The 26,404-nt window shown below is 43.3% G+C and carries 21 protein-coding genes; 20 read left to right on the top strand and 1 reads right to left on the bottom strand.

From position 1 onward, the window contains the following. The first annotated feature begins 160 nt into the window (after positions 1-160). From spoIIAA to NST58_RS22645, 12 genes are all read left to right on the top strand, one after another. Complete coding sequence (spoIIAA, locus tag NST58_RS22700; protein ID WP_036676057.1) at positions 161-514, top strand: anti-sigma F factor antagonist; 354 nt, start codon at positions 161-163, stop codon at positions 512-514. Then, entirely contained in the window at positions 511-966 is a 456-nt protein-coding gene (spoIIAB, locus tag NST58_RS22695; protein WP_339244274.1) for an anti-sigma F factor, read from the top strand. The genes spoIIAA and spoIIAB overlap by 4 nt, the downstream gene beginning before the upstream one ends. Before the next feature lie 11 nt (positions 967-977). After that, complete coding sequence (gene sigF / locus NST58_RS22690) at positions 978-1,733, top strand: RNA polymerase sporulation sigma factor SigF (RefSeq protein WP_036676059.1); 756 nt, start codon at positions 978-980, stop codon at positions 1,731-1,733. Between the two features lie 96 nt (positions 1,734-1,829). Then, on the top strand, positions 1,830-4,760 hold the full coding sequence (locus NST58_RS22685) for a PAS domain S-box protein (protein WP_280753009.1): 2,931 nt from the start codon (positions 1,830-1,832) through the stop codon (positions 4,758-4,760). A gap of 37 nt (positions 4,761-4,797) precedes the next feature. After that, positions 4,798-5,460, top strand: a complete 663-nt coding sequence (locus tag NST58_RS22680; protein WP_076219667.1) for a response regulator transcription factor — start codon at positions 4,798-4,800, stop codon at positions 5,458-5,460. 208 nt (positions 5,461-5,668) lie between these two features. Continuing rightward, on the top strand, positions 5,669-7,267 hold the full coding sequence (locus NST58_RS22675; protein WP_280753010.1) for a methyl-accepting chemotaxis protein: 1,599 nt from the start codon (positions 5,669-5,671) through the stop codon (positions 7,265-7,267). Positions 7,268-7,308: 41 nt separating this feature from the next. Continuing rightward, a complete protein-coding gene (gene cheB / locus NST58_RS22670; protein ID WP_339244271.1) occupies positions 7,309-8,412 on the top strand; it encodes a chemotaxis-specific protein-glutamate methyltransferase CheB in 1,104 nt (367 codons plus the stop codon). Positions 8,413-8,578: 166 nt separating this feature from the next. Then, positions 8,579-9,583 carry an AraC family transcriptional regulator gene (locus NST58_RS22665; RefSeq protein ID WP_339244269.1) on the top strand — a complete coding sequence of 335 codons (1,005 nt, stop codon included), beginning with the start codon at positions 8,579-8,581 and terminating at the stop codon, positions 9,581-9,583. A gap of 199 nt (positions 9,584-9,782) precedes the next feature. After that, positions 9,783-11,198 carry an MFS transporter gene (locus tag NST58_RS22660; RefSeq protein ID WP_339244267.1) on the top strand — a complete coding sequence of 472 codons (1,416 nt, stop codon included), beginning with the start codon at positions 9,783-9,785 and terminating at the stop codon, positions 11,196-11,198. Positions 11,199-11,332: 134 nt separating this feature from the next. After that, the gene (locus NST58_RS22655; RefSeq protein WP_339244265.1) at positions 11,333-12,100 is read left to right on the top strand and encodes an ABC transporter ATP-binding protein; all 768 of its coding nucleotides are present in this window, start codon (positions 11,333-11,335) and stop codon (positions 12,098-12,100) included. Further along, positions 12,090-14,066, top strand: coding sequence for an ABC transporter permease (locus tag NST58_RS22650; protein WP_076276690.1), 1,977 nt, complete (start codon positions 12,090-12,092; stop codon positions 14,064-14,066). Before NST58_RS22655 ends, NST58_RS22650 begins: the two co-directional genes overlap by 11 nt. 46 nt (positions 14,067-14,112) lie before the next feature. After that, positions 14,113-14,334 (top strand): hypothetical protein, encoded by a 222-nt coding sequence (locus NST58_RS22645; protein ID WP_076276691.1) that lies wholly within the window; start codon positions 14,113-14,115, stop codon positions 14,332-14,334. An 88-nt stretch (positions 14,335-14,422) separates the two neighbouring features. On the opposite strand, the gene NST58_RS22640 is transcribed toward NST58_RS22645, so the two are convergent. Next, on the bottom strand, positions 14,423-15,430 hold the full coding sequence (locus NST58_RS22640) for an ABC transporter substrate-binding protein (RefSeq protein WP_076129505.1): 1,008 nt from the start codon (positions 15,428-15,430) through the stop codon (positions 14,423-14,425). Between the two features lie 213 nt (positions 15,431-15,643). On the opposite strand from NST58_RS22640, the gene NST58_RS22635 reads away from it, so the two are divergent. The 8 genes from NST58_RS22635 (at position 15,644) to NST58_RS22600 (ending at position 26,384) form a co-directional block, all read left to right on the top strand. Next, positions 15,644-16,702 carry an iron ABC transporter permease gene (locus NST58_RS22635; protein ID WP_076129506.1) on the top strand — a complete coding sequence of 353 codons (1,059 nt, stop codon included), beginning with the start codon at positions 15,644-15,646 and terminating at the stop codon, positions 16,700-16,702. Then, entirely contained in the window at positions 16,702-17,739 is a 1,038-nt protein-coding gene (locus NST58_RS22630; protein WP_076129507.1) for an iron ABC transporter permease, read from the top strand. Before NST58_RS22635 ends, NST58_RS22630 begins: the two co-directional genes overlap by 1 nt. Positions 17,740-17,781: 42 nt before the next feature. Beyond that, positions 17,782-19,497, top strand: coding sequence for an ABC transporter ATP-binding protein (locus NST58_RS22625; RefSeq protein WP_076104415.1), 1,716 nt, complete (start codon positions 17,782-17,784; stop codon positions 19,495-19,497). 42 nt (positions 19,498-19,539) lie between these two features. Continuing rightward, the gene (locus NST58_RS22620; protein WP_076129508.1) at positions 19,540-20,580 is read left to right on the top strand and encodes an NAD(P)/FAD-dependent oxidoreductase; all 1,041 of its coding nucleotides are present in this window, start codon (positions 19,540-19,542) and stop codon (positions 20,578-20,580) included. A gap of 144 nt (positions 20,581-20,724) precedes the next feature. Then, positions 20,725-22,350, top strand: coding sequence for a helix-turn-helix domain-containing protein (locus tag NST58_RS22615; protein WP_339244262.1), 1,626 nt, complete (start codon positions 20,725-20,727; stop codon positions 22,348-22,350). Between the two features lie 132 nt (positions 22,351-22,482). Beyond that, the gene (locus NST58_RS22610; protein WP_339244260.1) at positions 22,483-23,511 is read left to right on the top strand and encodes an iron-hydroxamate ABC transporter substrate-binding protein; all 1,029 of its coding nucleotides are present in this window, start codon (positions 22,483-22,485) and stop codon (positions 23,509-23,511) included. Between the two features lie 156 nt (positions 23,512-23,667). Next, complete coding sequence (locus tag NST58_RS22605; protein WP_339244259.1) at positions 23,668-25,182, top strand: spore germination protein; 1,515 nt, start codon at positions 23,668-23,670, stop codon at positions 25,180-25,182. Further along, on the top strand, positions 25,179-26,384 hold the full coding sequence (locus NST58_RS22600) for a Ger(x)C family spore germination protein (protein ID WP_076127402.1): 1,206 nt from the start codon (positions 25,179-25,181) through the stop codon (positions 26,382-26,384). The genes NST58_RS22605 and NST58_RS22600 overlap by 4 nt, the downstream gene beginning before the upstream one ends. Positions 26,385-26,404: the final 20 nt, after the last annotated feature.

The following is a 26,404-nucleotide window of genomic DNA, read 5'->3' as shown; positions in this document are numbered from 1 at the left end:
AGATTGCGCCCATGTGCTTTGTAGATTCATAGGGGTTTTCTTCTAGTTTTGTCGTGAGGCAGGATTCCTGATTTGCCACGTAGAAACCTTGTCCTTGAAGAGAATGGGTACTGTCTCTTAAGGCCAAGTTTTCAAAGCAACGAAGAGGAGAGTGGCAAGCATGAATTCTAATGTGGAAATGGAGCATCACAGGGGTGTGCTGATTGTCCGTTTATCTGGGGAACTCGATCATCATGCCGCCGATTTTGTAAGAATGGATATGGATGAAGCGATTATGCGGGGTCAGGTATCGCATTTGATCCTTAGTCTTAAGCATCTGCAGTTTATGGACAGTTCGGGTCTCGGCGTAATTCTGGGAAGGTATAAACTGATCCATAGTAAAGGCGGCAAAATGGTGGTGTGTGATGCAACGGCACCTGTGAAGCGACTTCTGGAAATGTCAGGCCTGTTCAAGATCATGCCCCTATATGACGACGAGAGCACTGCACTCTCGGATTTGGAGGTTGCGTTATGACAAATGGTAAGGCTGGTAACTTCATGAACGTGCAGTTCGCTGCACTCTCGGAGAACGAATCATTCGCGCGTGTAGTTGTAGCGGCGTTCGTTTCTAGGCTTGATCCTACAATGGAAGAGCTGAATGATCTGAAGACAGTCGTGTCGGAGGCGGTCACCAATTGTATTATTCATGGGTATGATAGTGATCCGGAAGGTATTGTGACTATTTCAGCTTCGCTGGACAACGAAACGGTACATTTAACCATTGAGGATCAGGGACGGGGCATTGAGGATTTGGAGCTGGCACAACAGCCGCTATATACCTCAAAGCCAGAGCTGGAGCGGTCGGGCATGGGCTTTACCATTATGGAGAATTTCATGGATGAATTTGAAGTCACTAGTGAACCGGGACACGGCACTTCGATCTCAATGAAGAAAACCATCGTTTCGAAAAAAGCTTTATACAATTAGGGGTTGGAGCCATGGATGCAGAGTCAAAAAAAGCTCCGCCGACCTATTTGGACGATGCGGAGGTCAAACGTCTTATCGCGCTCAGTCAGGCCGGAGATAATCTTGCCCGAGACACACTAGTTAGCTGCAATATCCGGTTGGTCTGGTCGGTAGTGCAGCGGTTTATGAACCGCGGGTATGAACCTGACGATTTGTTCCAGATCGGTTGCATCGGGCTCTTGAAGTCCGTTGATAAGTTCGACCTCAGCTATGAGGTCAAATTCTCCACTTATGCCGTGCCGATGATCATTGGCGAGATTCAGCGTTTCCTTCGCGACGATGGAACCTTGAAAGTTAGCCGTTCTCTTAAGGAGATGGCTAATAAGGTCCGCAAGATGAAGGATGAAATGTCTAAGACGCTGGACCGTCTGCCTACCATCGGTGAAGTTGCTGAGGCACTGGGGGTTACCCCTGAAGAAGTGGTATTTGCTCAGGAAGCTAACAAGCCACCGACCTCGATTCATGAGACGGTGTTCGAGAATGATGGCGATCCGATCACACTGATTGATCAAATCGCTGACGAATCACAGGAACGCTGGTTTGATAAGCTGGCACTGAATGAGGCTATCGGAGGTCTCAGCGAGCGTGAACGGCTGATTGTTTATCTTCGGTATTACCGTGACCAAACGCAGTCAGAGGTTGCCAGTCGCCTTGGGATTTCTCAAGTGCAGGTATCCCGGCTGGAGAAGAAAATATTGCAGAATATCCGCGAGCAGATTGCTCAGTAGATAATGGCTAAAATGTAAAGACGCTTGCGAAATAGCGAATAGGAAGAAAAAGCCGCCCCGAAAAGGGGGGGCTTTTTATGTGGAGGGAATCTCAATATGCATTCACTTGGCGACAAGGATATGACCTCATGGTCTATTGACATGGAAGCGAATTTGCTGACAATGTCGAATGTTTTGGAGAAATGGGTGGACTGTTCAGATCATGCTTTAACGCATAACCCCAATTTTTTACGTGAATATGTGTACGGTGAGGATCTTGAACGCTTTGATGCGTATATAGATAAATTATACTCTGGTCACCTATGTAATCTTGAGTATCGTATGCAGTTACCTGCAAAAGCGCTGAAGTGGGTTCAAAGTATAGGCACGCCCGTTTTTAATCAAGAGCATAAGGTTTGTCGAATAGATGGCGTCATCATAGATATCACGGAACAAAAAAATGCTCAAGCGCAGTTAGAGAGTAGCTTTTCTCTGTATCAGCAGATGTTTGCTGCGATCGATGTGGCGATTTGGTCTTACGATTACGTATCACGGAAAATGTTATTCATATCGGATGCCATTTTCAATATCACGGGATATTCACCAGAACAGGCGAAGGAAGATGACTTTTGGCTAAGAATTGCTCCTAAAGAAGAGCGGCCTTTAATTCAAGAGATTATAACTACAGTGGGGCAAGGAATAAGCAATCTCAGTGAATATCGGATCATCCATGCCAGCGGTGAATTCCGATGGGTCCAAGTCAGGATCATTCCCAGTATGGATGAGACAGGGGCAGTGGTACGGCTCAATGGGATCTTAATCGATCATACGGAAAAAAAGCAGATGCAAGAGGTTCTATTAAAAAGTGAGCAGCGCTACAAATCCCTGTTTGACCATAATCCAGATATCGTGTGTGAATTGGATCTGCAGGGCAGCATTGTGGCTATCAATCCAGCGGCAGAGCAAATTACTGGAGAAGCTTTTAATAGATTCGGAGAGAACTTATCCATTGTGAATTTATTTGGCGCAGAGAATTCGCATATGATGTCTGATTATTTTGATAAAACGGTTGGCGGAGTTCTGCAGCATTATACGGTTACTTCTGTCCGCGAGAATGGATTAGTTAACCATTGGTCGATGAAAAACATCCCTGTACATGAAAACAATCAAATTGTGGGTACCTTTGTTATCGCAAGAGATACCACTGCATCTGTGGAGGTAGAAAAGCGGCTGGCTCAGCGGGAGGCGGAGTACAGGCTTATTACAGAGAATATGGAGGATATGATTGGGGTTCTGGATCAGCAAGGGAACTTCATTATTGCTTCGTCCTCTTGTGAGAAAATTATTGGTCTTCCTGTAGGTTCAATAAAGAACACAACTATTTTGGAGTATATTCATCCTGATGAACAAGAAGTGTTGCGGGAACAGATCTTGGATATTTTTCGGACAAAAGTATGTAAGATGTTTTACAATCGGTTTATTCACATCAAAGGTCACATTATAGACCTGGAATGCTTGGGTACACCTGTTCTTGGTGAGGATGGAGAAGTAGTTAGTATTGTGATCGTAGCGAGAGACATTACAAAAAGGGTCCAGATGGAGAGTGAACTTAGAGAAAGCGAGGAACTCAATCGGCTGCTTATTGATATGTCACCTGAAGCGGTAGTACTCCATAGTGAATATAAATTCCTTTATGTGAATTTTTCCTGTTTAGGATTGTTTGGAGTTTGTAGTGAGGATCAATTGATTGGCACCTCTATTTTTAATTGGGCCCACCCGGACTATATAACGCTGGCTAGAGATCGGATGCGTGAAATCTATTATGGACCCAATCGGATATTAGCTCCTGTTGAACAAAAGGTCGTGCGGTCAGATGGATCTATTATCGATGTAGAAGTAACAGCTAGCTCAATTCTATACAAGGGTAAGGTTGCATGTATCTCTATCTTTAGGGATATCAGTGATCGGAAAAAAATTGAGGTGGAAAGACAGCTTACAGAGCAGATCATTCGGAACAGCGAGGAAAGGTATTTCAACTTACAGATGAGTCTTGATCAATTCTCGCAAGATTTGTTTGGTGCGATGAAGATCAGTCACATGGAACAACGATTACTGAAAGAAGTTAGAGAGGTCTTGCGGGTTACCAATATTTGTATGGTTGAAGTTGAAGATAACCATGATAAAATATGCGAGATTATTGAGACCGAGCGGGGCTATTCACTGAAGATCGGAGAGTTCCGAAGAAAAAGCTATATTCTATCCATTAATGAGAAGTCTATTTTATTAGAAATAAGTTCTGTTCGAGTGTGGCTGAAGACGATTACCCGTTATGTTAGTGTGTTATTTGATAATTTTTTGCTCATAGAAGATCTAACTAAGGACCTTGAGTTAGCGGCTTCCGAGCAAGCTCCGACATGGTTGCTGCGCTTTATGTTTAATTTATCCGAGAATGAACGCAAACGGCTGGCTCAAGATTTACATGATTCAGCACTTCAAGAACAGATCATCTGGTATCGTAAGCTTGATAATTTTTTAAGTGATAAATCCGTTACGGGGGAACTAAAGGAACAGCTAGAACAGATCACAGAAGGTTTACTCGATGTTATCTATGAACTGCGGATGATCTGCAATGAGCTTAGGCCACCAGCATTAATCAATGAGGGGCTTGCTTCCTCACTTGAGACGTTGTTTGAATTTGCTCAGCTGCGGAACGACTATCAGATTTATTTTGAGTCAACAGCTTTCAAGCATAAGTTAAAAGACGAGATTCTAATAGGTCTGTACCGTATTGTGCAGGAACTTTTGGCTAACGCAGCTAAACATTCTTGTGCCACAGAAGTACGTATCTCCTTAGCTAGCGAAGGGCAACAGGTGCTTTTGGATTATGAAGATAACGGAATTGGAATGAGCCTTTTAGGAGAGGATTCTCTTAAGAGCATGGGGATTTATGGGATGAAAGAAAGGGTTCGCAGTATGGATGGGACCATACGATTTCTTTCGCCAGAGAATAAGGGATTAGCTGTCTTTATATCCATACCTGCAGATTAATCATGGGGCATAATAAGGGGATAGGGGTGTATTAGGCATGATTCGAATTTTGTTAGTGGACGACCATCCCTCTGTCATGGAAGGGACTAAGATGATACTGGAACAAGAGGGAGATATGGAGGTTACCCTAGCCAATTCAGCCCATGAGGCGCTTAACATGGTGGGTAGCCATACGTTTGACGTGATGCTGTTTGATCTTCATATCGCTGATGGGAATGGGATTGATTTGGCGAAGGAAGTCTTAAAAATAAACGCAGACGCGATTATCTTAATCTATACCGGATACGAAATTACAAACAAATTCAACTTGATGATCGAATCGGGTTTGTTTGGATTTATTTCAAAAACGACCAATAGAGAGCAGTTGGTTGCAGCAGTGCGTTGTGCTTTAAGGGGAGATGTCATTTTGCCTCATACCCTAGTTAAACAGTTAAGAAAAGTATCACCTAAAGGAATGGAGATTAATATTGACCAAGCAAACCCGAAGATAAGCAAAAAAGAGCATGAAATGCTGACAGAGATTGCAAAAGGAAAAAGCAACAAGGAAATAGCAGAGATTGTACTTATGAGTCAACGATCGCTGGAATACAGTTTAACGAGTCTGTTCCAAAAACTAAATGTGAAATCAAGAATTGAAGCGGCAATAAAAGCTAAACGACTGGGCATATTGAAGGAGTCCGATTTCAACAATTCACTATGAAAATTCGTAACAAACAAATAGATCAAAATCCCGTTCACGGTGCTGTGAGGCGGGATTTTTTGGTCTGCGCTTTTTTTGCGGGACGACGCAATATTTTTGCGTGGTCGCGCTATTTTTTTTCGGTTACCTTAATCTGCTTACCGTATATGATGAAATAGTTCCTAAGAATTACTAAAAAATGACTAACGCCAATGAGGGGCTGAGGAAAATGAAGTGGTTTTATAATTTAAGGACAGCAGTGAAGTTAATCTCCGCATTTCTGTTAGTATCCGCAATATTGTGCTTTGTAGGATTCTATGGAATTACGAATTTGAGTAAGATGGACCGCTCTATCGTGGACATGTACGAAAATCGCTTAACACCTATAGCTTATCTGGGAGAAGCGAATGAACTATTTTTAACAAATAGAATCAATATCCGTGATATAAACACGATGGCTAAAACAGCGGCAGAAAAGAAAGAATACGAAGATAAAATACATAAAAACGTTCAAAGTATTGAAGAGATCATGGGTAAATATAGCAAGACTGCGTTGAGGGAAGAAGAATTGGCGATAATGAAAGATTATCCTGAGATCTGGCAACGTTATATCACAAGTCTTGATGATACTATTGAAATTGATAAAACAAATATTAGTAATGAGAAATATACAAATTATTTGCGCGAAAGTGATTTGCAAACAGCCACAACAGAGCTGACTAACTTTCTGCAAAAATTAATAGACATCAATATGAAGCAGGCTCAAGGTTCGATTGTTAATGCCAATGACCTTTATCAGTCCTCTCGTTTGATTACGTTTAGCGTTACTATTGTTGCGCTGCTCATCAGTATTGGTCTGGGTCTTCTAATATCGCAGATCATAGCACGGCCTCTAAATCAAGTAATGCGCCTGCTAGGTAAAGTGGCTAATGGTGATTTAAGCGAAACGTCGAATCTGGAATCTAAGGACGAGATTGGAATGCTAGCTTATTCTGTTAATGAAATGGTTCTGAACCTAAGACGCACTGTTAGCAGCATTTCGTCTTCTGCGGAAAGTGTCTCAGCTGCTGCACAGCAAATCTCAGCTAGTACAGAGGAAGTAGCCAGTGGAAGTATGAGTCAAGCTAGTGCAGCACAAACGATGAATGAGTTGTTCCGAGAATTATCTGCGGCGATTAATTCAGTAGCCCAGAGTGCTGAACAGGCCTCTGAGCTTTCAGATCAAACGATGCGTATTGCTCAAGATGGAGGGATCGTGGTTAAGAACTCCGTAGAAGGAATGGCAGTACTGGATACACAAATGTCTAGACTTGCGGAAGACTCCGATAAGATTGGTGAGATTATCGCGGTGATTGAAGATATTGCCCAACAGACAAATCTGCTTGCCCTAAACGCAGCGATTGAAGCGGCCCGCGCAGGTGAACAAGGTCGAGGTTTTGCCGTTGTTGCGAATGAAGTAAGAAAGTTAGCTGAGCGGAGCAGTGGGGCTACGAAACAAATCACGGGCATTATCAAAGAAATGCAGAAGAATACGCAGCACAGTGTAAATGCTGTAGTAGAAGGAGTAGCTTTTTCACAAAAAAATGGAGAAGCCTTTGAACATATCCTTACGATGGTGAACGATACCGCTCATAAAGTAACAGAAATTGCAGCTGCCAGTGAAGAACAGGCCGCACAATCGTCTGAGGTGATGTTCTCAATTGAGAGCATATCCGCCGCAACTGAAGAAATGGCGGCAAGCAGCAGTGAAACGGCAACGACCGCCAATGCTTTGGCTCAGCTAGCAGAAGAGTTAAATAGTCTGGTATCTATTTTTAAAGTTAAATAAACAGTGTCAGGGGTATTATCATTGATAGGAGAGGAGAAGTAGTGCAAAAAATAAAGGTGCTCGTTGTAGCTGCTTCAGTAACCATGCGTAAACAGATCTCGAACCTAATTTCGGAGGATTCAAGCCTCGAGGTCATTGGAGTAGCTCGAAATGCATCCGAAGCGATCAGCATGGTTCAAAAACTCAGGCCCGATGTCGTGGCTATAGATATAGAAATGCCGGAATTGAACGGTTTGGTAGCACTCACAAGCATAATGTCTCAGCGGCCAACACCTATACTTATCTTGAGCTCCGCTACAAAGGATGGAATAACAGCAACCATTACTGCTCTACAAAATGGTGCAGTGGATTTCATATCCAAGCCGGCTCAATCTTATGGACCTGGTCTATACAGCATAAAAGATGAGTTATTATTCAAAATTAAGAAAGCCGCTGAAATTCCTTTAAGAACTCTTATTCTTAACAATATAAACATCTCCAAGGTGAAAGCTCGACAAGAGAAACAAAACAACGTTAAGAGTGGATGTACAGAAGTTATTGAGCAGATCGTGGGAATTGGATGCGGAGTAGGGGGGCCGAAGGCATTAGAAATCTTAATTTCCTCGCTCCCGGCGAGCTTCCCGTATCCCCTTCTGGTTGTTCAACATATGCCACCTAAGTACACAAAAGCATTGGCGGAACGACTGAATCGGTTCTCAAGTGTACGGGTGGTGGAAGCCAAGGACAAGCAATCTGTGCTCGGGGGAACCGTCTATATCGCTCCAGGTAATTCTCATATGACCATTATTCAGGAGGGGCAGGATCTCAGAATAAAACTTATGAAAAAGCCTGCAGTGAATGGGCACTGTCCTTCGGTCGATATCTTGTTTGAGTCTATATCTGCACTAACTGGTCTACGGCAGCATTTAATCCTAATGACCGGAATGGGAAATGATGGCGCTAAAGGGATGCTGGCTGCCAAACACGCTGGCGCCCAATCAACGCTAGTAGAATCGCAAGAAACTTCTATTGAAAGTGAAATGCCTGAAGCAGCCGCGAAGCTGGGTTGTGTGGATTACGAGCTGCCCTCGCATTTGTTAGCCTCGAAAATTATGGAGGTTACGGGGGAGCTGAGATACCGGAGGGATGCATTTCCATCGGTTTGAACGGTCTTATTTTACTACTAAAAAAGCGTTGGCAGGATAAAATCCGCCAATGCTTTTTTTGTGTTTCATGTTGACACTTTCAAGTGATAACAATTATCATTTACGGAGCAAGAGTAGAGATTATGTAACTCATCGTATACAAGGAGCGAAGAAGGAGAGGTTTGCGATGACTTTAAATATATTGAATATGGAAATTCATGATCTTTTTGATCAATTTACAGAACGGATAGAGGGGCATGTTGAACATAACCAATGGGAACAGCGGCTTACTATTCCTTCACATATTGGTAAGGGAAGCGTCACCCGTACACGGATTCGTCCAGGTATGGAGATTATGTATACGGACATAACTTACGAACAGGATATGAAGCTCCACATTCAAGAAGCTTGTCCGTTGTTTGAACTAAGCTATAATCTAAGCGGAGAAATCTATTGCGAATGGAACGGCAAGGAAAGTTACACGGATAAACAAATGGGCAATGTCCTTTTTCTAGAGGATGTTCAGGTGTATGAAGAGAAAAAAGCAGGTGTCCCCAATCAATTGCTGGAAATACGGTTTGCTCCTAGTGAACTGCTGAATTACGCCGGAGATTTATCGGAGACACAGCAAATGGAAACCTGGCTTAGACATCATCGTGGAAATATTGATCGTTATCCAGATACTGCGGCAATCCGAAAATGTGTCTCCGAAATGATCCACTGTACCTATCATGGAACATTGAGACGTTTATATATGGAGAGCAAAGCCCTTGAATTTATTGCTTTGTTTGGTGAGTCTGATGGTTACGGTTCTGTTAGCGATAGTATGACGCTGCGGCATGATGATATTAATAATCTGAAGCGGGTACATGAATTGGTGCAAATCCATTTCGAACAACCGTTATCTATACGTGAGTTGGCTAAGCGGGTAGGGATCAACGAATTCAAGCTGAAAAAAGGCTTCCGCGAATTATTTGGCATGACGATCTTCGAGCTTGTACGTATAAAAAGGATGGAGAAAGCGCTCTGGTATATGGAGGTTGAAGGTTTGAATATAGGGAAAACAGCTGTTTCGGTCGGATATAGCAATGTCAGCAATTTCACGACGACCTTCCGTAAGCATTATGGCTGCAATCCAAGCGAATACTTAAAACGTATCGAACAACAGAGTTTGGAACGAAATAGGCTGTAGGAAGATTTGTAAATGCAGAAAGCTTAAAGCTTCAAGTGTTAGAACATAGGGTTCGGAATCGAACGTTATCTTCTGCATGCTTGAGGTTTTTTTGTGTTTGCTCCCTTATCAAGGAGTGAACCTCCCTTAACAGGTAGAGAAAAAGACCACTCTGAATGATAATAATTTCATAGATTGCAGATAAAAAGGTGGTCATACAATGGAACAACAACAAGTAGATTCGCGACGGTGGTATGCGCTGGGGGTTATTTTACTGCCAACATTACTTATTTCATTAAATACTTATATGATTCAAGTTGCGCTTCCATCTATGCAATATAGCTTGAACGCAAGCTTTTCGGAAGCACAGCTTATCGTTACCGGATTTTCGCTAGGATTAGCTGTGGCGTTGATTATTAGTGGAAAGCTTGGCGATATATACGGCAGAAAACGGATGTTGATGATCGGGGTGAGCGGGTTTACGGTCATGGCAGTGTTAGGCGGATTGACCTCAGATCCGGCACTTCTGATTGTTATTCGGATTGTGCAGGGATTGGCTGCGGCGCTTATTCAACCTCAGGTTCTATCTACGCTGCAGGTCAGCTTTCTGCCAAAGGAAAAAGGGTTTGTTTTCGGCATTTACGGCGCAATGATTGGCATTGGATTTGCATTCGGATTCATCCTCGGAGGTACTATTGTGAATTGGAATCCGTTCGATCTCGGTTGGCGGACAGTATTTTTTTTCAATGTGCCATTTGGACTTCTCGTCCTGCTGTTAATGCCGATTGTACCTGAAACACGGGCTGAGCAGGCGGGCAGTATTGATTGGACTGGAAGCTTCCTACTGCTGATCGGTTTGTTCCTGCTGATCTATCCGTTGTCAGAGGGACAAAAACAAGGGTGGCCGTTGTGGATTTTTGGCTGTCTAATGTTAGCTCTTTTCGTGTTGTTTACTTTTATCTGGGTTGAAAATCGAAAGGGAAAGCAGGGGACGTTACCGTTAGTCGATCTGTCTATTTTCAGAGATCGAACATTTAGCGCTGGTCTGGCAACCGTTCTTGTCCTTTATCTAAGTATGTTCTCTTTCTTTTTTATTTTGAGCTATTATATGCAATTTGGTTTGCACTATAGTGTTCAAGATACGAGTATGGTTTTCTTGCCTATAGGGATAGGCTTTTTTCTGACTTCCCTAATCTCGTCTCGAATGGTCAAAAGATGGGGGATGAGTGTACTTAAGATAGGAGCGCTGATGATGGGGAGCTGTATTCTGCTGCTTATGTTAGAGCTAAATGTGGACGTTACGCAGCTGCTAGACCCTCGTAATATCCTACTATTATTGATATATGGTTTCGGTCTCGGAATGGCTACTACTCCTCTAGTCAGCGTTACGCTTAGTTCAGTACCCACAAAGATCACGGGCACGGGTTCAGGCTTGATCACTACCTTTATGTATTTTGCAAATTCGTTAGGAGTGGCGTTAATCGGTATTTTATTCTCCGCTTCGCTAAAGCATTCTCTTTTGGAAGCAGATCTAGCGGATTATGTAAGGGCGTTTTCCTTCTCATTAGCAGCAATCGGTGGACTTGCTTTTACTGGTTTTCTTTGCCTTTGTTTTTTGCGGGAGCGGAAATTGTAGAGGAGGTATCCTGCTTTTTTTGCGCTGTGAGCAATCTAACAAACGAACGCCCTTCTTAGCTTTATAGTAATACCGAGTGATTGAATTCCATTTAATGTAACTCACTCCAAACCTATCAATGAGAAGGTGCCAGGATGTCCATACTGCAAGTAGAGAATCTCTCGAAAGAATATAAAGGCAAAGGCAAAACGAATCGGTTTCGAGCGCTGAACGGGATTAGTCTTAGTGTGGATAGCGGCGAGTTTGTGGCGATTATGGGACCCTCGGGGAGCGGGAAAACAACACTTTTAAATATACTAAGCGGAATCGACACGGAGTATAGTGGGGTTGTAAGAATTGCAGAGACTAGTATAAGTGAGATGTCCAAGAACGAGCTTGCGATTTTTCGCCGGCAGCGTATGGGATTCGTTTTTCAGGATTACAATCTGCTGGATAGTCTGACCCTACGGGAAAATATCATGGTGCCCATGGTGCTGGATGATCAAGAGGTAGAAGATATCAATGCCAACACAGATGAGACGTTATCGCTATTTGATCTCGATGAGGTGAAGGACAAATATCCTTATATGGTTTCAGGGGGGCAACAGCAGCGGGCGGCGATCAGCAGGGCAATTATTAATCATCCAGATGTGATTTTTGCGGACGAGCCGACAGGGAATTTGGATTCCAAATCCTCGAGTACGGTGATGAAGACCTTCGCCAAGCTCAACACTCTAAAAGGAGCAACGATAGTGATGGTCACGCATGATCCTTTTGCGGCCAGCTATTGTAATCGGGTGCTTTTTATCAAAGATGGGAAGGCTCTACTAGAGATTGCTAGAGAGAATAAAGAGCGCAGAGCATTTTTTGATCTGATTCTGGAGAACCTGGCCTTTATTGGAGGGGGAGAAGATGACCTTTAGGAGAATGGCATTTCAGATATTTAAGGCGAATCTTAGAAGATATTTGTTATTTTTCCTATGCAGCAGCTTTACGGTCATGATCTTTTTTACATTTTATTCGCTGTACAGTAATCCTGATTTTAATGACCCTTATCAAGTGAATGGGATGGTGTCAGGTAATTTATATGCTCCTTTTTTGGTGATAAGGGTGTTTGCTGTTCTGTTTATTGTATATACTCAAATGGCCTTTTTAAAATTCAGAAAAAGCGACTTTGGGCTATTAATGGTACTTGGAATGACAAGCCACAATATCCGCAAAATCATTTTGTTCGAGAATAGCATGATTGCTTTAGCTTCGATTCTTACCGGTCTAGGCGCAGGGACAGTTTTCTCCGGTATTTTTTTCTTTATTGTTTCGCTGTTTGTAAATATTGGGGACAGTGCTTTTATACTGACGCCGGATAGTTATCTGTATACCATTAAATTCTTCGCGGTGATTTACATAGTGGTGATTGCAGTCAATTTGCTACTAACTTTGCGATACAGTATTTTACGTCTTTTAAAAGAGTCCAGAACCGCAGAACGCAACCTGATTCATGGGAAAATCACCGGGGTCATCGGAGTTTTACTCTTGGGAATCTCCGTTTATAATATGCTCACTCATTACAACCCTTCCGATGCTCGCATGATGTTAATAAATCTGGGAATTAGTATGTTAGGCGTTTATTTGCTGCTGTCAGGACTTGGGGACTGGTTGAAACTTTTTATATCGCGATCAAGCAGAGCATATCACAAGCACCTGCTGTTTAGTTCCAATTTGATCTATACCCTTGGTCGCTCCAAAATAGTGCTTTCTCTTATCACCTTCCTCGTCTTCATCACGATTTCTCTAAGCGGAATTATTTTTTATTTGACCTGGAATGCTGAGGATATTCCGGTTGCAAACAATCCATATGATATTGCCTATTCAGAAGTATTCGGAAAAAATAGCATCTCACCAAAAATACTAAGCGAGATCACGGATCATGGCGCCACGCCGCTGCTTTCACACCAAAAGCTGGAGTATATCGACTTGTTTAATTTCAAAATATTTCTGGACCAGAATATAAACGCATTAATCGGTACTGATTATCATGTGGAGAAAGATCACTTTCTAAATCTGGCCATAGTTGCACAAGGAGAAGAGTGGAAGAATCAAAGACCGGAAATGCCCACCTTTGATCTGATGCTTGCTTCCGGGAAGCATACGCTGTATTCACAAGGTATCCTATTTGACATGGTATTTAACCCTGTGCCGAATCTAATGAATGGTCTTCATATCATTGTAAACGAAGAGGATTATATGGCGCTGAAAGCGGAAAATAAAAAAGCGATCGGTAATCTTCAGCTCCTGAATTTTAAGGATTGGAAAAAAACTGCGGATATAGATGCTAAATTAAATGCCGCTTTAGCCAAATATAACAAAGACAATACAGAGTCCTGGTATGGCAATGAACGGCAAGAGGCCCTCGTATTCTCTACGAAGTCTAGAATAAGTGACTATCTACAGTTACAGGAGTCTGGCCGATTTGGAATCTTCGTAATTTCATTTGTTGGTTTAATATTTTTCGGCGCCTCCGGGATAGTGCTGCATTTCAGTATTCAGACCGATTTAGAGCGTGAGCGGATCAAATTCAGGAAGCTGAACAAGATTGGAATTACTTCTAAGGACGTGGCCCGCATTATAGGCGGCCCTTTAAAAGTGCTGTTTTTTCTCCCGTATGCATTAGGTATTGCATTGTCTTCTTTTTATGTTGTTAGTTCTTCCAGGGTTGAAATGTCTACAGCTCTGGAGCCGATGTGGTTTTGTTTGTTGGTAGGCGGAGCATATCTTTTATTTCAAGTCCTTTTTTATCGTATATACACCAAAATATACACTCGCAATATGCTGGCACATATTCAGCTACTCGATATTCCTTTAATAGAACAAAAGGGGATTTCAATTTAATCCCAAATATGATAATATTGGTGCACAAAACGTAGGGGGATTCCATTTGAAAAAGATTTTTTCCAGAATTGCAGTCGCATTAATGATCTTGACCCTTGTTGCGATAGTCACTTGCTTTTATATTGGTGAATTCACCTATGCGTATGGATTAATTTTAGTGCTGTTTTTCGTATTTGCGGGGATGGGGCAGCTCTATAAGCTTAAAAATGATGAGTATATGTACAAAAAACTAAATAACACCAATGAGTATAATGAATATACTAGATGATATAAATTCAACAGAAACTTCTTATGTATAGCCAAACACCCCACTTTAGACAGTGCCTAAAGTGGGGTGTTTTTGTATGTGCCTATGTTTATTTCTTACCGTTGCGTTCAAGAATCATATCTACGAACAGATCAATCTGTGCGGTAATCGCAATCGGATCATAGCGGTAGTAGGTATCAAAATCATTGTAAAATAGATGATCGTTCTTCGCAGCATCAAGTCCGTTCCAAACTGGAGATTCCTTCAGTTCTTTCAGCTTATCCCCTTTTTTGTCAGGATCATAAGTGGTGAGGAACATGTAGTCAGCTGCATATTCTGGCAATAGCTCCATGGACAGCTGCAACGTTTGGTTGTCGTTGCTGTTCTTAGTAGGCATTTTTAGCTTAAGTGCGTTATAAAGGGCTTGTCCGCCACGGCCAGCATTATTTCCGAAGGTCCATAGCTCCCCTTTATCAGTCAGCTCATAGATTCCAAAAGTATCATTTTCATTTACGACACCTTTAAGCTTCTCGCGGCCTTCAGCAGCCTTTTTCTCAAAGTCAGCAATAAATTGTTCAGCTTTGTCAGGCACACCTACAATGTCACCGAACAGTTTAACAGTTTCATAGATATTTGTAGCGGTTCCGTATGGAATATGAATGGTTGGAGCAATTTTGGATAAAGCATCGTAGTTATCATCGTACATAACGACGATCAGGTCAGGTGTAAGTTCCAGAGCTTTCTCGGCGTTAACTGGAGCACCGACATCTTGTGTATTTGTGAGCAGGTCTTTCAAGAAGGGATTATCAAATGTACTAGGTTCGACACCTACTACATTTGCTCCTACGGAGAGCAACTCCCCACCATAATAATCTGTAATAATCCGTTGTGGTTTTACAGGTATCTGTACAGTACCTTTAGTGGTTTCATAGCTACGCATTTCAGCAGCTGAAGCCTCAGGAGCAGCCGTTGGCTCAGTGCTTGGTGCTGTAGTTGCTTCTGTTGTTGCTGTTGGTTTATTAGATGAAGCATTGTTCGTTCCCCCGCAAGCTGTCACAAATACAGACAATAACATTATGAGTGCCAGGATGGGGAAGAGGGTCTTTCTTTTTAGCATGATAAACCTCCCTATATATATGTACCAACAAATAATAATGAGAATCATTATCATTATTATTTTCAATTTGAACTTTATCAAATCCTAGATTTCCTGTCAATGCAATAAAATAAATGCCTCCTATTAAATCTATCTATTGCCAAACCTAGGAAGGCTCATTTACAATAGCATAGTGATAATGAGAATCAATTTCATAGAAATAAGGTGGCATTCATGAATCAACAGATATCTTCCAAGATTAGACCTAATAAAGGGTCAGCCATACAAGAGTTCCGTTCACGTCCTTGGGCTGCCACGTTAATCTTGGTTGGCGGTCTGGTACTATTAGCACTAGGTATCGCTGTTTCAGTCTCCTTCGGAGCGGCTGATATTAAACTTTCTGTGGTGTGGGCAGCCGTGTTTCACTTTAATCCGGAGATCATGGATCATCAGATTATTAGAGAATTACGATTACCCCGTGTACTTGGCGGGGCCATGATAGGGGCCAGCTTTGCAGTTGCGGGTGCCATTATGCAGGGGATGACCCGAAATCCACTCGCAGATTCAGGTTTGATGGGCATTAACTCAGGCGCAGGATTTGCGCTGGCGCTTTGTTTTGCATTTTTCCCGAACCTATCGTTTATGTATTTGATCCTATATTCCTTCGTTGGTGCCGGAGTAGGGGCTGGGGTTGTGTATGGGGTCGGTTCATTGGCCAAGGGAGGGCTGACTCCTGCACGTCTGGTGTTGGCGGGTGCTGCTTTTAGTGCACTGCTGTCAGCACTGAGTGAAGGGGTAGCTTTATATTTTCACATTGGGCAAGATTTGGCTTTCTGGTATGCGGGAGGCGTGGCTGGGACGAAATGGATTCAGCTTAAAGTCATGTTCCCTTGGATAGGAGCGGCGTTAATAGGAGCTATGGTATTATCCCGGTCGATTACAATGCTCAGCCTAGGTGACGATGTTGCTAAAGGGCTAGGCCAGCGCACAGGGCTTGTTAAGCTGGCAGGGACTTTAATTGTATTGATTCTGGCTGGATCATCAGTTGCCGTAGTAGGAGCCGTTGGGTTCATTGGACTAATTATTCCCCATTTGACCCGTTTTTTTGTAGGTGTGGATTACAGATGGATCATTCCATGTTCAGCTATTCTAGGCAGTCTGCTTGCAGTATTTGCAGATTTAACAGCGCGGATGATTAATCCCCCTAATGAAACGCCGCTGGGAGCCATTATTGCACTGATCGGTGTACCTTTCTTCCTTTATCTTGCACGTAAAGAAAGGAGGGAACTGTAATGATAGAGAAAACTTCATTCGATTCCTTCCAAGCCGCCAAAAATAAACGTGGCTTAGTTATAATGATTATTTTAGCTGTACTGATTGTTATTGCTTTTATTATTAGTATGAATACAGGATACATACGTTTGACACCTATGGAGCTGCTTAATACGTTATTCGGTAAAGGGACGGATAAGCAAGAGTTAATCTTGTTTCAATTTCGGTTACCGCGTATTGTGATCTCCGTTCTGATAGGCGCAGGTTTGGCTGTATCCGGAGCTGTGATGCAGGGCGTCTTTCGTAATGCTTTGGCCGACCCCGGCATCTTAGGGATTAACGCTGGCGCAGGAATTATGGTTATGCTGTTAATTTCTTTTTACCCAACGGCAACCGCGGCTCCGGTGTATCTGCTGCCTATGGTAGCGTTTGTTGGTGCGGCAATTACTGCTGCCTTGATTTATGTCTTAGCTTATAAACGGCATGAAGGAATAAAACCCATGCGCCTGTTGCTGACTGGTGTAGCGGTTGCAGCTGGAATGAGTGCAGCGATGATCGTGCTGACTCTTCGGCTGGATCCGGAGAAGTATCAGTTTGTGGCTACTTGGCTTGCCGGGAGTATTTGGGGCACAAGCTGGAAGTTTGTACTTTCTTTACTACCATGGATCGTAATTCTCGTGCCGTATGTCATCTATAAAGCAAGGGTAATGAACGTCCTTAATTTGGGTGAACAGACAGCCGTAGGACTTGGGGCTGCTGTAACCAAAGAACAATTCCGGCTTCTTGCCGCTGCGGTTGGTCTAGCTGCGGCAAGTGTTGCTGTGAGTGGCGGGATTGGCTTTGTCGGACTTGTCGGCCCCCATTTGGCGCGACGGCTAGTTGGACCCAAACATCAGCTCATGCTGCCAACCTCAGCGCTGCTCGGCTCACTGCTAGTCATTATAGCGGATACCATTGGACGCTGGATCTTACAGCCATCTGAGATCCCCACTGGAATCGTTGTTGCTGTAATTGGAGCGCCATACTTTTTGTATTTGCTAGCCCGTACTAAATCTTGATGAAAGAAGATGGTCACTCACCGGAAGGAGCGAATTTTTACAATGTTGCGTCGTTTTTTTGCTTACTATAGACCCTATAAGGGATTGTTTATTCTTGACTTCTCCTGTGCTATTGCTGCTGCACTGCTGGAACTAGTCTTCCCGTTGGCCGTTAACCGGGTAGTGGATGATATGCTGCCAAGTGGGAATTGGAAATGGATTCTCTATTCTTGCCTCGGTTTGCTGGGGATCTATATCGTCAGCGCCTTTATGCATTTTGTCGTCACTTATTGGGGGCATAAGCTGGGGATTAATATCGAGTCGGATATGAGAAAAAAGCTGTTTGATCGTGTACAGAAGCTCTCTTTCAACTTCTTCGATAATAATAAAACAGGCCATTTGGTCTCACGGATGACAAATGATCTGATGGACATCGGTGAGATTGCCCACCATGGTCCTGAAGATTTATTCATAGCAGTGATGACGCTGCTGGGTGTATTCGGTATCATGCTTAGCATTAATTGGCAATTAGCGATTCTGACCTTTGTAATTGTCCCGCTGATGATTTATTTATCCATGTACTTCAGTCGCAAAATGTCAAAAGCGTTCCACATCATGTTCGCGGACATTGCTGACTATAACGCACGCGTAGAGAACAATGTAAGCGGGATTCGTGTTGTGCAAGCTTTTGCTAATGAGAATCATGAAATTTCCCGCTTTGCAGTTAATAACGAACGCTTCCGTATTACGAAGCTAATGACCTACCGAATTATGGCTTGGAATTCATCCTTTAGCTTTGTGCTCATGAAGCTGGTCTCGTTATTCGTTCTTGTGTGCGGAACCTATTTTGTAATCCAGAAGCAGATGACCTACGGTGAATTTATTGCCTTTGTGATGTTGTCTAATGTCTTCTTAGGACCTTTGCAACAGATTAACTCGGTCATTGAGACCTATCCTAAAGGGATCGCTGGTTTCAAACGTTATCTTGAACTGCTGGAGACGGAGCCGGATGTTGATGACGCAAAAGACGCTAAGCCAGTGTCTCATCTGTCAGGGAATATAACCTTCCAGGATGTAGCTTTTGCTTATAGTGATAAAGAAAAGGTGCTAACCAATGTGAACTTATCGATTTCAGCAGGAGAGACCGTTGCGCTTGTGGGTCCATCCGGTGCTGGTAAGACAACACTTTGCAGCTTGCTGCCACGCTTTTACGATGTAAGCGAAGGCAACATCTCTATTGATGGAATAGATATTCGCTCCATGACGTTAGAATCACTTCGTTCCCATATCGGGATTGTACAACAAGATGTATTCCTGTTTGACGGAACTATCCGTGAGAACATTGCTTACGGCAGATTGGGAGCTTCCGATGAAGAAATCTGGGAGGCTGCAGGGCGCGCTCAGCTGGAAGAACTGATTAAATCTCAGCCCGCCGGGCTGGATACAATGATCGGAGAGAGAGGCGTCAAGCTTTCTGGCGGCCAGAAGCAGAGGTTGTCCATCGCCCGGATGTTCTTGAAGAATCCGACAATTCTCATTCTGGACGAAGCTACATCAGCACTGGATACTGAAACGGAGTCCGCTATACAAGAGGCGCTCGCAGAGTTGTCTGAGGGACGCACAACACTTGTTATTGCTCATCGCCTTGCAACGATCAGAAATGCGGACCGGATTGTTGTCGTTGCGGAAGGTGGCATCGCAGAACAAGGTAAGCATGAGGAACTGCTGCAGACTGCCGGAATTTACAGCCGATTGCATGAAGCGCAGTTTGGAGCTTAAGTAGCTGAAGGGATCACTAGAATATAATTTTGGAGGGACACAATGAATAAACAACTGGAATTATACGATGTAACCATTATTGGTGGCGGACCTGCTGGGATGTATACAGCTTTTTATAGCGGAATGAGAGACTTGAAGACAAAGTTAATTGAAGCGAAGGATGAGCTCGGAGGAAGAATGCTTATTTATCCCGAAAAAATGATCTGGGATGTAGGAGGCGTAACCCCAACTCTTTGTCATCAACTAATCGGTCAGCTCAAGGAGCAGGCTCAAACCTTCGATCCGACTATTGTGCTGGGTCAGCAAATTATGAATCAAGAGAGACAAGAGGATGGAACGTACATCCTGACCTCTTCTACTGGGGAACAACATTGGACCCGCACAGTCATTTTGGCCATTGGTTACGGAATTCTGCAGATGGCAAAGCTTGAAATTGAAGGTGCAGATCGTTATGAGGTGACAAATCTTCATTATACCGTTCAAGAGCTGGAGCCGTTCCGCGGTAAAAGAGTGCTAATCTCCGGTGGAGGCAACTCCGCAGTAGATTGGGCGAATGAATTGGAGCCTATCGCTGCAAGTGTGACGATTGCACATCGCCGCGAACAGTTTGGCGGGCATGAGAAAAACATTGTGCGGATGAAGGAATCCTCAGTCAATGTCCGTGCGCCATATGCAGTAAGCCAATTACACAGCAGTAATGGTGAAACGATAGATCAGGTTACGATCAGTCATATAGAGACAGGTGAAACAGAGCAGTTTGAAGTGGATGCTGTCATTGTGAATCATGGTCTGAAAAGCGATTTTGGTCCGTTAAAAGAATGGGGTCTTGATATGGGCGAGTGGTGTGCGAATGTAACCGATAAGCTGGAGACCAATCTTCCGGGTATATTTGCAGCAGGTGACTTTGTGGATTATGCAAGCAAGGTTCGTTTGATCGCAGGTACTTTCACTGATGCGGCTCTGGCGCTTAATAGCGCTAAGCTGTACATAGACCCAACCGCGGCCAAAGTCGCTTACGTATCTTCTCACAATGAACGGTTCAAAGAGAAGAATAAAGCGCTTGGAGTCGTTGACGACCACTAAGGATAGAGGCTTCTCAAACCATAAAATCTGAAGTTTTATATAAGGCGTATAGGGGATCTTATCCATTTCGAGCGGAGAGAAACCTTATACGCTTGCTTTATATTTTATGGGTTATTAAGTCTAGCAGTCTGGAAGGGAGCAGGAATGAAGCTATCAAATAATAACCCGGTTCATAGAATTTATCTGTTAAAAGAGGTAGGGAAACGCCAATGCGGTGGCGGTCACATCAGTAAACCCCAAATTGCCCAGTCCCCACTCTTCCTGACACCAATAGAAGCTATCATTCAAATAACCATAGAAGGAGAGACAGTATCTCTTAAAAATGGTGAAATTCTTTTTCTAAGCGCAGGTGCGACATATCAAATTAATGCTCCATTAGAGACTGTTATCTCTGTTCTAGCAATTTCCTATGAGGTATATGGGCTAAGCAATATCACGGAGCAAGAATTGGTCTATGGACTTTGCCGTGAAATTTTTCCGGTCAATGGGATTTTACCTATACGTACGACGAATAAAATAACTCGCTTATTCAGCGAATTGGAAGACGTTGCTGCCAATAATTTAGAAGCACAGGCAGATAGAATTCAATCCTTGCTGTATCAGCTACATCAACTGGTCGTAGAGGCTGACGCTGAAGCAGACATTACGGATAGTTCATATTTCAGAATGCTCTCTTATATCCACCAGAATTTCCAAAGGGAGATTACGCGGGAGATGATGTCTCGAATAATGGGCTTCAATCCTCGTTATTTCTCAGTATGGTTCCGCAAGCAGACGGGTTGGAGCTTCACCGAATATGTAGCTCATTTAAGAGTAAATAAAGCGAAAAAACACTTGATGTCCAGCAAAGCAACCATACAGGAAATTTCGCAAAAAGTAGGCTATACAGATGGACTATATCTGAGCCGCAAATTCAAGCAAGTCACCGGGATGACCCCAACAGAGTTCCGTTTGCGTCCCAAACCGAAGCGGATAGTAGCGTTGCAATTTTTAGGGGATTTACTTGCGCTGGGTGTGAAGCCTGTCGCAGTTGAAGAAGATGTGATGAATTACTCCTTGCTTTTGCTGCCGGAACTGGCGGGTGTACGATCATTTGAGCTGCAGGGATGTCCGGAGGAAGCGGAATGGCCTGGGCTGGAAGCCGATTTAGTTATTGCACCAACCTATCTGAGCCCCCGTCAGCTTAAATGCATGGAGAAGTTGGGGCCACTAGTTACGGTAGAGTGTGATAAAATGGACCGCCTGGAACAGATTCGTTTGTTCGGCAGACTGCTGGGTGAAGAGGAGCGGGCAGAGGCATGGATAAGGCACTATCATTTGAAAATAGATTTGTCCAAGCAGCGCTTGTCCTCACTAATTGAATCTGGTGAAACGGTAGCGGTGTATGAGATTAGGCAAGATAACAGTATTTATATCTGGAATCATACAGCCCGCGGGGTGTACAATCTGTATCCAATGCTGGGGTTAACTCCACCGGACAAGGTAAGGTCAGATGTTCTGGAGCGGAATGATCATTTATGCATCTCACTGTCGGAATTGCCAATATATGCGGCTGACCATATGTTTGTGGTCGTATCAGGACAAGAGGACTGGATGTCGAGGACGCGTAAACGGATTAGTAAAAGTGCGGTTTGGCGCAATCTTCCAGCATTCAGGAATGGACGCATATATTACCTGAAGCTTGAGGAATTTTGGGGCAGCGAAGGGCTTGCGCTCGAACGCCAATTGGAGATACAGACAGATTTGTTAACCGGCCATAATTTAAGCTGACAATCGTCCATAACAAAATTGATGTATTAGCGTGTATATATGTTTTCCCGCGGAGACGGTATATTAAATAAAGATCTAAATGATATTGATTATCAATATCATGATTATATAAAGTCTCAAGGGGGATTTACATTGTACAAAATAATATCGTTAGGAAAAACAAGCATGATAGCCGTTATGCTTACGCTGGTGCTGCTGTTGAGCGCATGTGGACAAGCAGCTAATCAAGGGAATGCTCCAGCTAGCACGTCGGCTGAATTGGCTAAAAGCACTAATAATGATTCTGTAGTTGCCAGCTCTGAGCCGGCTGCTGATGCAGAATACTGGACATACGAAAGCGATAAAGGCCCGGTGCAGATCCCGCGCAATCCACAAAGAGTTGTGATCCCGGTACAAGACTTTATTGGTGATCTTCTGACGCTTGGCGTGACGCCCATTGCCGTTGCCGGGAATGACATCCTGAACCATCCATATTTCAAAGAGGCGCTGACAGGTGTAGAAGTTGTAGGCGATGACATGACGGTGTCCCTGGAGAAAATAACGAGTCTCGAACCGGACTTGATTATCACTTATCAGGAAGATACCTATGAGCAAATCTCCAAGATTGCTCCAACGGTCTTTATTCCTTGGGGCAAATACGACTATAAGGAACGATTGATCGAAATCGGGAAAATCTTGAACAAGGAGCAGCAGGCTGTAAAGTGGGTGGAGGATTTCAATCAGAAGCTGGAAGCGAAGAAAGCGGAATTGTCTGATCTGATCGCAGCTGACAAAAAGGTGGCGATCTTTGAAATTGCCGGTAAAGAGCTGTATTTATATGGTTCGTCATATGGGCGTGGTGGAGAGATTATATATAACGGATTGGGGCTGCATGCACCTGATCTTGTCCAAGAGGCAGCCTTTAAAGAAGGCTGGGCTTCCCTCTCACTCGAAGCGTTGCCCGAGTACTTAGGAGAAGCTGATTATATCTTCCAAGGCTTCAGCCGTGGTGTGGAGCAGGATAAGCTGGACATTCTGGACAGTGTCTTCTGGCAAAGCCTACCTGCTGTTAAGGCGGGTCATGTATTCACCTACGATCTTAAAACGTATTATCTCTCCGATGCTTATGCGCTGGACAAGCAACTGGATGAGATAGTTACGTTGCTGAAGTCTCTTCAATAAGTTAATTTCAAAAGAGTATAAGGGGATGTTCGCGGAGCTATAGTAGCTCAAGGACATCCCTTTTGCGTGTTCATATTCCAAGTTAAGCGAGGTTATAGATTCCATTTGTTGCATAAAAAAGCGGTGTAGAACAAATAGTATGAGCAGGAGGTGTTAATGATGGATCCCTTTAACTCTACTATTTTGGACGATAATCTTAAAGAGCTTCAAGAAAGGCTTGGCCATAGCCCTGATATTGTTATTCGTAGAATTAAATCCATAACCACACAGGTTGAGGTAGCTGCCGTATATATTGAGGGATTAATAGAAAAATTGAGGGTCAACGAGTTTGTGGAGCATGCGATGTCGTTTGATAAACTAAGTGAAGAACACCCGGTGGTAACATCCGCTGAAGATATCTTTTTGTATATGAAAGAAGTGGCGAGAGGAATCGGAGAAGAACAGACGCTTGAAGATTGGGATGTGCTTTTTGAGGCTTTATTCTCTGGAGATACCATTCTTTGGGTCAACGGGATAAGGGAAGCTATCAGAGGGAATACAAGCGGCGGTGAGGTTAGAACGGTATCGGACGCTACAACTCAAGTAGCCATTCGTGGCTCCAAGGAAGGTTTCACAGAATCTATTGGGACGAATATCTCTCTGGTGCGCAGGAAAATAAAAAGCCCTAATCTCTGGGTAGAGTCGATGAAGATAGGTGACGTCACGCAAACGAATGTATCTATTATGTATATTCATGGAATCGTCAATGATAATACCTTACAGGAGCTCAGAACTAAGCTGCAAAGCATTGATATAGACGGGATTCTGGAATCTGGATACATTGAGCAATTTTTAGAAGACACTCCCTTTTCCCCATTCCCAACATTATATAATACGGAACGTCCTGACAGTGTTGCAGGAAATCTTTTAGAAGGACGAGTTGCTATTTTTGTGGACGGGACCCCGTTTGTGCTGATTGCACCTACAACCTTTTTTATGTTTTTACATGCCGTAGAAGATTATTACCAGCGTTATGATATTACGACTTTGATCCGATTATTGAGATTTATTTGCCTTGTTATTTCGTTATTTGGCCCAGCACTCTTTATTGCGATTCTAAATTTTCATCAAGAAATGATCCCAACAGCCCTACTTATTAATTTTGCTTCGCAAAGGGAGGGGGTTCCATTTCCGGCTTTTATTGAGGCTATGCTGATGGAATTTACTTTTGAGATTATACGTGAAGCAGGAATTCGTATGCCATCCCCTATAGGTCAAACTGTATCGATCATTGGGGGCTTAGTGTTAGGACAGGCAGCCGTACAAGCCGGTATTGTCTCTCCTGCAATGGTTATTGTAGTTTCACTTACAGGAATATCCAGCTTTGCTACTCCTGCTTTTAATATGGCTCTTTCCATACGCATCTTGCGTTTCATCATTATGTTTATCGCAGCCTTTATGGGGCTTTATGGAATAACGATCTTTACTTTTATTATGGTTGCTCATATGTGTAGCTTGAAATCGTTGGGATTTCCCTATATGTCTCCGTTTGGCCCTTTTATCGCTGAGAATCAGAAGGATTCCATCCTGCGCGTGCCTTTGAAATATATGAGAACTCGGCCGCGTCTTGTTAGCCAAAAGAATAATACTCGACTTAAGGTGAATGATGGAAAGCCGGGTAGTGGCAAATGAAGATCGGATGGATGATGCGTTCATTTATTTGTATATGCTGCTTAATGTTGCTGACAAGCTGCTGGAACAGTAGGGAATTAAACAATTTAGGCATTGTGACTGGTATAGGCGTGGATAAAGTACCGAATAAAGAGGAATATCATGTTACTTTTCAGATTGTGAATCCATCCTCAACAGCTACAAGTGCAGGAGCTAGCACCGGACAACCCACGGTCACTATTTATTCTTCTACGGACCGTACGATCTTTGGCGCTTTTCGCAAGACTTCAAAAAAGGCGGCAAGACAGATGTTTTTTGCACACACGCAGCTATTAGTTTTAGGCGAATCTACAGTGAAGAGCGGTATTGATGGGATTTTTGACATCTTTGAAAGGTCCCATGAGCTGCGGCTCAACACGAATGTTATTGTAGCCAGAGATACGGAAGCATCCTCTATTCTGAAACTATTACTTCCAGTAGAAAGCCTGCCTGCAATAGGGATTATTAAAAAGAGTAAAAATACCGCTAGAATATATGGAGAAAGCCGGGATATCAATGTTTTTGAGCTAATTAATGGTCTCAGTGGAGAAGGGTCAGTAGTGATATCCGGAGCCAGAATTCTTGGAGACGCTGAAGAAGGAGCTAAAAAATCCGGGATGGAGCAAACTAAAGTAAAAGCACTTGTCACAATGAGCGGGCTTAGCGTATTGAAAAAAGGGGTTCTTCAGGGATGGCTGGATGGACCTCTTGCCCGGGGGGCACTGTGGGTACAGAACGAGATTAATGAAACCAGTATTAATGTAGATTCAGATGAGGTTAAGGATTCGATAGCCGTGAATATTAATCATTCAAAAACAAAAATTAAGATTGAACTCCGCAATAAAGTACCCGTCATTCATGTAAATGTTGTGGAAGAGGGGACACTTAGTGAGGCTCAGAGTTATATTGAGCTAAGTAATAGAGAGGTAATCGTTCAATTGGAACAACAAGTGGCTCTTAAAACTAAACAGGAAATAACCCAAGCCTTACAGGCTGCTCAAACTATGAAATGCGATATTTTCAATTTCGGGAATGAACTGAAGCGTATAAACCCAAAAGCGTGGGAGACCGTTAAGGACAATTGGGAGTCAGTGTTCGCCGAAGCGGAAGTAGACGTTTCTGTGGAAGCATATATTCGCAGTGTAGGAATGAGGTTAGAGCCAAAATTGTTAAAGGAAAAATGACAGGGTTCAGTGAGAAAGGT

This window comes from Paenibacillus sp. FSL R10-2796, assembly GCF_037965315.1.
Classification (GTDB): domain Bacteria; phylum Bacillota; class Bacilli; order Paenibacillales; family Paenibacillaceae; genus Paenibacillus_AQ; species Paenibacillus_AQ odorifer.
The sequence above is the reverse complement of the archived record's forward strand: the minus strand, read 5'-3'. Positions and strand labels throughout refer to the sequence as shown.